General features: G+C 74.2%; 8 protein-coding genes. 6 read left to right on the forward strand and 2 right to left on the reverse strand.

The window, feature by feature from the left end; all coding sequences use genetic code 11:
• Positions 1-327: 327 nt before the first annotated feature.
• The 3 genes from A2U95_RS27245 to A2U95_RS27255 are packed head-to-tail and all read left to right on the forward strand — an operon-like array spanning position 328 to position 3,360.
• Positions 328-732 (forward strand): hypothetical protein, encoded by a 405-nt coding sequence (locus tag A2U95_RS27245; protein WP_240958208.1) that lies wholly within the window; start codon positions 328-330, stop codon positions 730-732.
• Positions 733-745: 13 nt separating this feature from the next.
• Positions 746-2,818: a hypothetical protein gene (locus tag A2U95_RS27250; protein ID WP_166027856.1), complete on the forward strand. Its 2,073-nt coding sequence runs from the start codon at positions 746-748 to the stop codon at positions 2,816-2,818.
• Positions 2,815-3,360, forward strand: coding sequence for a hypothetical protein (locus tag A2U95_RS27255; RefSeq protein WP_166027858.1), 546 nt, complete (start codon positions 2,815-2,817; stop codon positions 3,358-3,360). The genes A2U95_RS27250 and A2U95_RS27255 overlap by 4 nt, the downstream gene beginning before the upstream one ends.
• On the opposite strand, the gene mycP is transcribed toward A2U95_RS27255, so the two are convergent.
• Entirely contained in the window at positions 3,332-4,597 is a 1,266-nt protein-coding gene (gene mycP, locus A2U95_RS27260; RefSeq protein ID WP_166027860.1) for a type VII secretion-associated serine protease mycosin, read from the reverse strand. The genes A2U95_RS27255 and mycP overlap by 29 nt on opposite strands.
• 109 nt (positions 4,598-4,706) lie before the next feature.
• Positions 4,707-6,242 carry a type VII secretion protein EccB gene (gene eccB / locus A2U95_RS27265; protein ID WP_166027862.1) on the reverse strand — a complete coding sequence of 512 codons (1,536 nt, stop codon included), beginning with the start codon at positions 6,240-6,242 and terminating at the stop codon, positions 4,707-4,709.
• Between the two features lie 210 nt (positions 6,243-6,452).
• Here eccB and eccE point away from each other — a divergent pair, with 210 nt between their 5' ends.
• The 3 genes from eccE to A2U95_RS27280 form a co-directional block, all read left to right on the forward strand.
• Positions 6,453-7,772 (forward strand): type VII secretion protein EccE, encoded by a 1,320-nt coding sequence (eccE, locus tag A2U95_RS27270; protein ID WP_206283083.1) that lies wholly within the window; start codon positions 6,453-6,455, stop codon positions 7,770-7,772.
• Complete coding sequence (locus tag A2U95_RS27275) at positions 7,769-8,470, forward strand: hypothetical protein (RefSeq protein WP_166027864.1); 702 nt, start codon at positions 7,769-7,771, stop codon at positions 8,468-8,470. Before eccE ends, A2U95_RS27275 begins: the two co-directional genes overlap by 4 nt.
• 124 nt (positions 8,471-8,594) lie before the next feature.
• Positions 8,595-9,369, forward strand: a 775-nt coding sequence (locus tag A2U95_RS27280) for an SCO5717 family growth-regulating ATPase (protein WP_277350997.1), incomplete at its 3' end; no start/stop codon positions are given.

A 9,369-nucleotide genomic window follows, 5' to 3' on the forward strand; every position in this document is an offset into this window, starting at 1 on the left:
CTTGTGCAACGGGCCTGATACAGGTCGCGGTCGCCGTGGACGCAGCCGACGGCCCGGCGGTGGCGGATCTCTACGTCTACACCACCCGCCCCAGGAGCGCACCGCCGCCCCGGGGTTCCGGTGCGTTCGCGCACCGCGGGGTGCAACACCTGCGGGTGAAGTCGCAGTTCGGCACGTTGATCGGTGAAGGGCCGGGTTGGCGGGTGCGGGACCGGTGGTGCGGGGGAACGGGGGCCGGATCACGGGTTCGCCCCGTCCCGCCGACTGCTACCTTCCGCAATTGATCCATTACTCATAGTGAATGCAAGTTGACGAAGGGACACGTCGGTGTCGGCAGAGGAGTCGGTCGGAACCGTACCGGTGCCGGTGGGCGGCGGGATCAACCCGGCGCTGGGGGCACAACCGGACCTGGTGTCGTACCCGGTCCGCAAGGAGGCGGCGGCCCGTGCGCTGGAGACGCGGCTCGAGCCGGGTCTCCGTCAGGCGGGCCGGACGGCGGAGACGGAGACACGCAAGGCGGTCAGGGCACTGTCGGCCGCGGACGGGGACGGGTGGGCGTCCGGCAAGGCACTGCACGACGCCCACGAGTTCTGGAACGACCAGGTCACCGCGCTGATGCACCGCCTCGCCGCGGAGAAGACCGCCCTGCGTGGTGCGGCCCACCTCTACACCGGCACGGACGTCGCGGTCGAGAAGGGGCTCCGCCTGAACTCGCCGCTCGACGCGTTCTAGGAGGGCGGCCACCGTGCCGACGTATCACGAGATCATGACCGCCGAACTCTCCTGCCTGGTCGCCGCCGCCGACCGGTGGGAGGACATGGCGCGGGAGTTCGCGGTGCAGGAGGGCGACTACCTGACGCAGGTGCACCGCCTCGCGGCGGCCGGTGGTCGGCCGGGGGCGTGGACCGGGGTCGCGGCGGAGACCGCGGGGTCGGCGTTCGACGTCACGCTCGCGGAGTACCGGGCGGCGCAGAAGGAGGCCATGGCGCTCGCGGCGCTGCTGCGGGACGCCTACGCCCAGTTCGCGGACCTCCGCAGCCGGCTGGCCGCCGTCCGGGAGGAGGCGGAGGCGGCGGGACTGCGGGTCTCCGGGCGCGGGGTCGTCGCGGCGGACACCGCCGAACGGCCGCCGCGCCCCGGGGAGACGTGCGGGTCGGCCGAGGGGTGGCAGCAGCGGATCGACGCCGTCGTGCGGGCGGTGGACGACGCGGACCGGGGCGTCGTGATCGCGCTGCAGGCGGTGACGCGTGACGAGCGGAACGGCGACGGGACCGCGGGCGGCTTCAACGCGGCCGCGCTGAACGACGTGGAGGCGTACGAGGCACGCGCCGGCAGCGCGCTCGCGGCGCGGATGGCCGGGGGCGAGACCCTGGGCGCGGCGGAGGTCGACGAACTCCGCCGGCTCTTCCGGGACAACCAGCACGACGAGAACTTCAGCCGCATGTTCCTCAGCGGGCTCGGGGCGGACGGTCTGCTCGCCGTCGGCAGCCGGGCCAACGACCTGGCCCACGCGGCGGGCGGCGACGCCCCGGCCCGGGGCATGGCGGACATCGCCTCCGGGCTGTCGCGGACGTTGGCGACGGCGACGCGGGAGACGGACTCGCCCTGGTACGAACGGTGGCGGTCCGACATGCGGGAGGCGGGCCTCGAGACCCACGCCTCCCGGTTCGCGGCGGACCGGATGACCAACGAGCGGGGGTACCAGTCGCTGGTCAGCCTGATGGGGCAGGGCGGGCAGTTCGGCTCGCAGTACCTCTCGGACCTCGGTGACGACCTGATCGCCGCGGAGCGGAAGGATCCGGAGGTGTGGGACATGGTGGGGCCGGTGGCCGGCGCGGACGGCTGGTTCGCCAACGACCCGCTGGACGGGGTCCTGGGGATGATGAGCCGGGATCCGGAGGGGGCGGCGGCGTTCCTGCGGGACGAGGAGCGGATGCGGTACCTGGCCGCCGAGCGGGACTGGTTCACGGTGGTACCGGTGTCCCCGGACGGGCCTCGCCCGGACTACGACCAGCAGCGCGCCGACACGGACATCTGCGCGGGTTTCGGTGCGGCGTTGGAGGCGGCCGCGACCGGCGTCGGCTCGCACGCAACCGGCGGAGCGGGTTACGTGGAGCACACGGAGGCGAACAAGGAGGTCTTCCGGCACGCGGTACAGCACCTGGCCACGTGGGAGGACCGGTTCCCGCCGCCCCTGCGGGAGGGCATGGGCCGGATCCTGGCCAACCACGGGGACACGGTGCACCAGGTGGCGAGCGCGTTCGACGATGAAGCGGCGCCGGTCGCGCAGTCCCACCTGTTCGAGGTGGCGAAGCAGGTCTCCAGGGACCCGCAGGGCTACGCGGCGCTCAACATGGGGCTGAACACGCCGATGGTGGACGCCATGCACCGGCCGGATCAGCAGTACCCGAAGGATTCGCTGATCCAGGCGGCACGGACGGTCGGCTTCATGGAGGAGGTCCGTGCGCAGTCGGTGCAGATGGACGCGAAGCCGCCTGAGCCGCCCAAGTGGGCGAGCATCGCGAGCGATGTCGCCGCGCATGTGCCGGTCGTCGGCACGGAGGTGCAGATGGGTGTCACCGCCGTGACCGAAAGCTGGCTGGCGGGCGAACAGGCTCGCTACGAGCAAGGGCTACGCGAGGGGCGCGAATTCGATTACCGGGCGCGGGGCGCACAGTTGCATGCACTGACCGAAGCATGGTGGCGGGTCCACGGTGTGGATGGCGGTCGCCTCCCGGACGAATTGCAGAACCAGGTTCACATGGCAGCCGTTGGCGGTATGGATCACAGCCGCGGTATCACGGGAGTACCGCGGTGATCAGGACCGCCCGGGTGATGGCTGTCGCCTGGTGCATCGCGCTGCTCGGATCTCTCAGCGCCTGCGCAGAGCCGGAGACCACAAAGGTGCCTCGGTCACTCTGCGGAACTCGGATCAGCGCGAAGCTTTCCACGCCCTTGCTCGGCGACGGCGGGGCCGTGCGTGAGTGGACCAGCCCCGGCTTCCGCGAACCTGCTTCAGCAGCCTGGTGCGTGATTTTTGTCGACAGGACTGAGGTCTTCCAACTCTGGTTCTCCGCCGGTGGCGGCAAACCGAACCTCATGACACTGGCCCGGAGCGGGCCGACGATCGGGCTCTTCGACCCCCGCCCCGTCCGAGGCATCGGGGATCAGGCAGTGGTCGCGAACAACGGTGCCATCGCCAGCACACGCTGCCTTGACTCGGCGGGCGCCGACAACTTCACCCTGGCTCTGAAGATGGCGGAAGGCCCCATGAAGCCCCACCGTGAACGGGACGTGGAACGCTTCATGCGCGCCTATATGCCCGCCACCGTCAAGTCGTTGAACTGCCTGAAGAACTGACCCTCCGCCCCCGTCGGCGGGCGTCGCGGAGGGCGATGGCGGTGCCGGTGAGGGCGGCCACCGTGACGGCGCCGGCGAGGGTCACGTAGGTGCCGAGGCGGGCGTCGCGTTCGTCGGGGGGCTCGCCCAGGGTCAGCGGGGCCGGGTCCGGGGGCTCCGCGCCGGCGAGGCCGCCGCCGGGTGCCGGGGAACGGGTCGGGCGGTCGTCCTCGGTGAGGGCGCGGACCGGGTCGACCACGCCCCAGCCGACCAGCCGGTCACGGTCGGCCACCGTCCGCTCCGCGGTCGACTCGATCTGCGCGACGATCTCCTCCTGCTTCCACTTGGGGTGCTTGGCCCGCAGCAGCGCCGCCACCCCCGCCACGTACGGCGCCGAGAAACTGGTGCCGTTGTCGGCGCAGTGGCCCCCGCCGGGCACCGTGGAGACCATGTCCACGCCCGGTGCGGCCACGTCGACGAAGTCGCCGGACTGGGAGAACGGCGCGCGCTCGCCGTTGCGGTCGGAGGCGGCCACCGCCAGCACGCCCTCGTACGCGGCGGGATAGGAGTTCTTGCTCTCGCCGCCCAGCCCTTCGTTGCCGGCCGAGGCGACGACCACGATGTCGGCGGCGAGCGCGCGGTCGACGGCGGCCTTGAGCTGCGGCGTCGAGTCGACGGGCGAGCCGGTGTCCTGGGAGATGTTGATGACCTGGGCCCCCGCCCGGCGGGCGTGGTCGATGGCCTTGACCATCTCCTCGACCTTGCCGTGGCCCTCGGCGTCGTTGTGCTTGATCGGGATGATCGTCGCCTCGGGCGCGAGGCCCGCGAACCCGGTCTTGTCGGAGCGCCGGGCCGCGATGATGCCGGCGACCTTGGTGCCGTGGCCGACCTGGTCGTCGGTGCCCTTGGCGCTCCCTCGTTCCAGGGGCTCGCCGTCGGCCTCGGCGGGCAGGAAGTTGGCGCCGCGGCTCGCGTCCACGGCGTCGCGCAGCTGGGGGTGCTCGATGTCGACGCCGGTGTCGATCACCGCGACCCGGACGCCCTTGCCCTCGGATTGCTCCCACAGCTCGTCGAGGAGCACCCGCTGCAGCGCCCAGGGGCGCCCGGGGTAGTTCTCGGCCGGATACGTGCACTGGCCGGTGACCGGGGCCGGGGCCGCGGCCGCCGGTGCCGCCCCGGTCAGGCAGACCGGGAGCGCGATCGCCGCCGCGGCCAGCGCCGCGGCCGCCTTGGGCCTGGGCCCGGGCCTGGGGGTCACTGCGTTCCTTCCCTCGTGTGTGTCGTTCACGTCCGCCGTCGTTCACGTCCGCCGCGGAACCGGCTCCGGCTCCGGCACCGGAGCCGGCCTCGGCCGCCCGGCCGCGCCGCTAGGAGCCCTGCGGCTGCCTGGCGTCGGCGGTCGACAGGCGGGGCCCGGTGGGCAGGTAGGCGGACCACGCGGCCGGCACCGGCACCGGCGACACACCCTCGTAGCCGAGCAGTTTCTGCGCCTCCTGCTCCGCCTGCTGCTGCTTCTCCCGGTCCTTCCCGGAGCGGCCGGCCTCGCCCTCGGCGCCGGTGCGGTCGCCGTTGGACTGCAGGACGTACCGCAGGCCGGTGTCGGTGACCAGGAAGACCGGGCCGACGTCGGTGGCCCTGCCCTGGAACTGCTGGTACACCTGCCCGGAGCCGGGGGTGACGTACGCGCTGGTGGATCCGGTGGCGAGGACGGCGGGGAAGGTGTCGCCCGCCCAGGTGCGCAGCGTGGTCCGCCCGGAGTCGCGGTCGACGCCCATCAGCACGTTGCAGACGGTGTCCCGGGCCTTGCCCGCGCCCGAGGGGTCGTTGACCGCGGACGGGGCGGCGGTGGGCCACTTCCGGTCGGCGGCGAACGGCTCGCCCGGCTGCAGGGCGCCGGGGCTCACCTCGAGGGCGTTGCCCGCCTGCCCGACCGGCACCAGCCGGCTGTCGGCGAGCAGCAGGGTGGCGACGAAGTCGGAGACCGGTGCGACGCGCCCCGGGAGCACCACGTAGTGCCGGTCCCGGTCGCCGTCGCGCGCCTTGAGCACCATGCCCACCCGGTCGGCCTTCGGGTCCAGCTGTCCGGGGGCCTCGGCGGGCCGGCCCGGCGCGCCGTCGATCTCGGGGAAGGCCAGCGGGTCGCCCTTGTGCAGGGTCTCCAGCCACTCCCTGGAGACGCGCTGCGGTTCGCGGTCCGAGCCGACCACGGCGCGCAGGAGGGCGGAGAGTTCGGGTTCCTCCTTCTCCACCTCGTCGATCCGGTACGCGGTGCCGGTGGCGTCGACGACGTGACGGGCCCCGTCGGGTCCCTGCACGTACAGGAGCCGGCCGCCGGTCAGCCTCTCGGGGCCTTCGACGCGCTTCATCTCCCGCTCGGCGAGGACGAAGGCGGCCTTCTGCACCGAGCCGCCCTCGCCGGCGCGCTCGCAGACCGCCCAGCGCTTCTCGGCCGCGGCCTCGTCGGCGTCGGGGAGCCGGTCGGGGGCGTAGGGGATGCCGACGGTGACGCCGTGCTGGATCTTGGTGTCGAGGATCTCCTCGTCGACCGTTATCACCTGGCCCTTGCCGTCCTTCAGCAGCAGCTTGGCCGATGCCATGTTGAGGACGGGGTGCAGCTGGCGCTTGCCCCCGGTCTCGAGGACGACGTACCGGGTGGTCGACTTGTCGGCGACGATCACCTTCTCGTAGGGCGTGTCCCAGCCCTTGGGGGCGGTCGGCTTGAACATGCCCCAGGCTCCGAAGACGGCCATGACGACGACGCCGGTGATCATGCCGGGCAGGATGCCCCTCAGCGGCCGCGGTGCGCTCTCCTCCGAACCTCCGGACGCGGAGTGGGTGAAGGACGCGAGCATGCGGCGCTTCGCGAACGTGTAGGCGTTGAGCTGGTCTCTCCGGGATGCCATCGGTGCCCTGCTTCTCCCCGTGTTCCGCCGCGTTGTCGGACGGCCCCCTACTATGCCTGGTACGCGTGAGGCCTGGTACTCGAGGGGCCTGGTGGAGCGGGTAGGGTACCGAAGCCCTCAAGGTACCTACGGGGCAACGGGTTTACGGAGCCGGCCGGTCGAACCGGTCCGGCCGGGCGCACGACGGCGAGCACTGCGGGGGTGTGGGTGATGGCTTCCGGGACGCGAACGCGGTCCCGTGACCGGTCACGGACGGCACGGGGTTCCGCGGCGACGCCTCCCCCGGCCCCGGCCCGCCCGGCCGCCGGACCGGGTCCGGTGCAGCCGCGGTCCCGGGCGGGACGCGGCAGTTCGGTGGGCCTGCGCCGGGCGGTGCTGGTCGAGCTGGCGGCCGCCGCGCTGGTGGTCGGCTGGCTGATCGGGACGGTGGCCCTGGTGGTGGCCGCGGTGGTCGCGGTGCTGCTGCTGGGGCTCGCGGTGGTCCGCCGCCGTGGCCGGTCGCTGCCGGAATGGCTTTCCACGGCGCGGGAGTTGCGCGCCCGGCAGAAGCGGGCGGCCGCTCTGGAGGTGCCGCCCGGCACGGAGCCGGGACTGGCTCCGGCGGTGGAGTGCGATCCGGCGCTGCGGACCTACGCGTACGGCGGCCGGGACCGGCGGCCGGTCGGTCTGGTCGGCGACGGCACCTTCCTGACGGCGGTGCTCCAGGTGGAGGCGGACGCCACCGCCCTGCGCGCCGAGCGGAGCCGCCGTCCGCTGCCGCTGGCGCTGGTCGGCGACGCCCTCGCGGTGGACGACATCCGGCTGGAGTCGGCCCAGATCGTGCTGCACACCCAGCCCGCCCCCGCCCTGCACCTGCCGCAGCAGTCCGTGGCGGTCACCAATTACGCGCCGCTCCAGGCGAGTACGGGCGCCCCGGCGGTGCGGATCACCTGGATCGCGCTCAAGCTGGACCCGGAACTGTGCGCCGAGGCGGTGGCCGCCCGCGGCGGCGGGGTGACCGGCGCGCAGAAGTGCGTGGTGCGTGTCGCGGACCATCTGGCCAGCCGGCTCACCGGCGCCGGGTTCCGGGTGAACATCCTGGACGAGGAGGAAGTGGTCGCGGCGATGGCGACCTCGGCCTGCGCCAATCCCCTGGTGACCGCGGAGGCGGGCCGCACGGAGGCCCGGGAGCGCCGCACCGAGGAGTCGGCCCGCAGCTGGCGGTGCGACAACCGCCGCCACACGGCCTACTGGGTGCGCCGCTGGCCCGCGTTGGGCGGACGGGGTGTCACCCTGCCGCAGCTGGTGGCCCAGTTGACGGCCGTGCCCGCGCTGGCCACCACCTTCAGCCTCACCCTGGCCCGCGGCGACGGGCAGGCGGCGGCGCTGACCGGGCACCTGCGGGTCACCGGCCGCAGCGCCGAGGAACTGACCGCCGCGCGGCGGGCGTTGCAGGACGCGGCGCGGCAGGCCGGTGTCGGCCTGGCCCGGCTGGACCGGGAGCAGTTGCCCGGTGTGCTCGCGACCCTGCCGCTGGGAGGCACCCGATGATCGGCCGTGGTTCGGGACTGCTGGGCCCTCGGCACGGGCGGCACAGCGTGCCGTTGGAGCAACTGGAGTCGCTGACGCTGCCGATCGGCGACGACGGCGTGGTGATCGGCGTGGACGCCGAGGGGCAGCCGGCCGTGCTGGGGCTCAACCGGCCCACCCCGTACGACATCGTGCTGATCGGCAGTCTCTGGACGACCCAGGTGCTGGCGCTGCGCGCCGCGGCGACCGGTGCGCGGGTGGCCGTGGAGACCGGCCGTCCGCAGGCGTGGATGCAGATGGTGCACGCCATGGGCGGCGGGCAGAACGGTCTGTCGGTGTACGACGTGGGCCGGGTGCCGCCCCAGGGCGCCTCGGCGGGCAGCCCGGTCCTGGTGGTGCGGGACTGCGGCATGCGGCCGCCGCGGGGGCGGGTGGTGGCCGGTCCCTGGCAGGCCGTGCTGACCCTGCTGCCGTACCTGTCCCCGGTGGCGCCGCGGCTGATGCGCCAGGCCCGGCTGGTGGGCGTGCAGCGGCTGTCGCCGGACGAGGCCGCCGAGACCGGGCGGGCGTTGGCGCTTCCGCGCGGTGACGTGGACTCGTTGCCGACGCTGGCCGACGGCGTCACCCTGTGGTGTGCGGACCGGGACCGGCAGTACGTGATGACGCAACCGACGGACGCCGAGGTCGGGTTGCTGGGTACGCCGCGGCGCATGGACTGAGGCGGCCGGGCCCGGGGCGGGAGTCCGCGGGCCTGCCCCGCCTTCCGGCGGCCGACGGGCCTGCCGGTACGGCGGCCGGGGTGATTAGGGTGGGGTGCCTGCGCTCGACCAACCAGGAGGAATTGTGAACAGCGATCGGGATGGTATCCACGGGGGTTGGACCACACCGGGCGATGACCAGTCCGACGCGGAGTCCGCCGTCGAGACGACGGGCGAGTTCACCATCGACTACGACACGCCTGCCTGGTACCGGGAGAACGCCGGCGGAGCCGCCGACTCCGCGGAGGAGCCGGCCCCTTGGGACCCGTCGGCCCCCGCCGACCCGTCGGCTCCGGTGGACCCGCCGGCCCCCGTGATCCCTTCCGCTCCCGCGGCCGGGGCCCCCGGGACGCCGGGGGGCGACCCGTCGTTCGGCGGCGGTCGGCTGGAGAGCGGCGCGACGATGCGGATCTCGGCGGCCGCGCTGCGGCAGGAGATCGAGGAGCGCGCCGCCGCCGCGGTGGAGGCGGTCTCCGGGAACCCCGCCGGGGGGGCCGGCACGGCGCCCGCCGAGGGCGGCGGGGCAGCCGGTGACGGGGCGTCCGCCACGGGTCACGGGGCCGGTGACGGTGCCGGTCACGTGCCGGGCGCGGAGACCGGTGCGGTGGCGGAGGCCGGTGCCGGCCCGGCGCACGGGGCCGGTGACGTGCCGGGGCCGCGGGGCGTGGAGGCCGCGGACGCCGGGAGTGACGCCGGTGACGGCCCCGGTGCCTCCGGCGGTGACTTCGTCGTCGCCGAGCCGGCCGGCGGGCCGGACGACGCCGTGGCGGCGCACGACGCCGTGGCGGCGCACGACGCCGTGGCGGCGCACGACGCCGTGGCGGCGCACGACGCCGTGGCGGCGCCGGGCGCCGGGGCCG

It is taken from the genome of Streptomyces chilikensis, from assembly GCF_001642695.1.
Taxonomy (GTDB): Bacteria; Actinomycetota; Actinomycetes; order Streptomycetales; family Streptomycetaceae; genus Streptomyces; species Streptomyces chilikensis.

Excerpts from the sequence above, each read along its gene's own strand:
- eccE (WP_206283083.1), top strand. The coding sequence starts at position 6,453 with ATGGCTTCCGGGACGCGAACGCGGTCCCGTGACCGGTCACGGACGGCA.
- eccB (WP_166027862.1), bottom strand. The coding sequence starts at position 6,242 with ATGGCATCCCGGAGAGACCAGCTCAACGCCTACACGTTCGCGAAGCGC.
- A2U95_RS27275 (WP_166027864.1), top strand. The coding sequence starts at position 7,769 with ATGATCGGCCGTGGTTCGGGACTGCTGGGCCCTCGGCACGGGCGGCAC.